The 351-nt window shown below is 59.0% G+C and carries 1 protein-coding gene; it reads right to left on the bottom strand.

The window, feature by feature from the left end; all coding sequences use genetic code 11:
• The coding region (locus AC1DIX_RS28445; protein ID WP_477328710.1) for a sulfatase/phosphatase domain-containing protein at positions 1-351 on the bottom strand (351 nt) is incomplete at both ends.

Genomic DNA, 351 nt, shown 5'->3' with positions numbered 1-351 from the left:
ATGCCAGCCATCGGATCGGTCGCCGTGGCAAGGGCAGGGACGGCGGTCGTCGCCGCAGCAAATCCCCTTGTCCGAATGTGCCATAGATGACAGCGTCCCGTGCGCTTGAAGTGTCGCCTCCAAGAAGCGGCACAAATGATCGCAAGTGTGACCTGGCTGGTCTTGTAACGCCGCCCATCTCCAGGACCGAAGCGAAGATATCGACTGTCGACGTTAAAGCTTCTATCCTGCCCTCATGGCATTTCAAATGGGGATGCCAGACCATCAACGGGATGTTGGCGTGGCTATCGAAGTGCGGAAACTGCTTGCCATAACCGCCACGCTCGCGGAGGTCGTGCCCATGGTCGGTGG

The sequence above is a fragment of the Massilia sp. 05N420 genome, from assembly GCF_056397205.1.
Note: the sequence above shows the minus strand (reverse complement) of the source record. Positions and strands in the feature narration are given on the sequence as shown.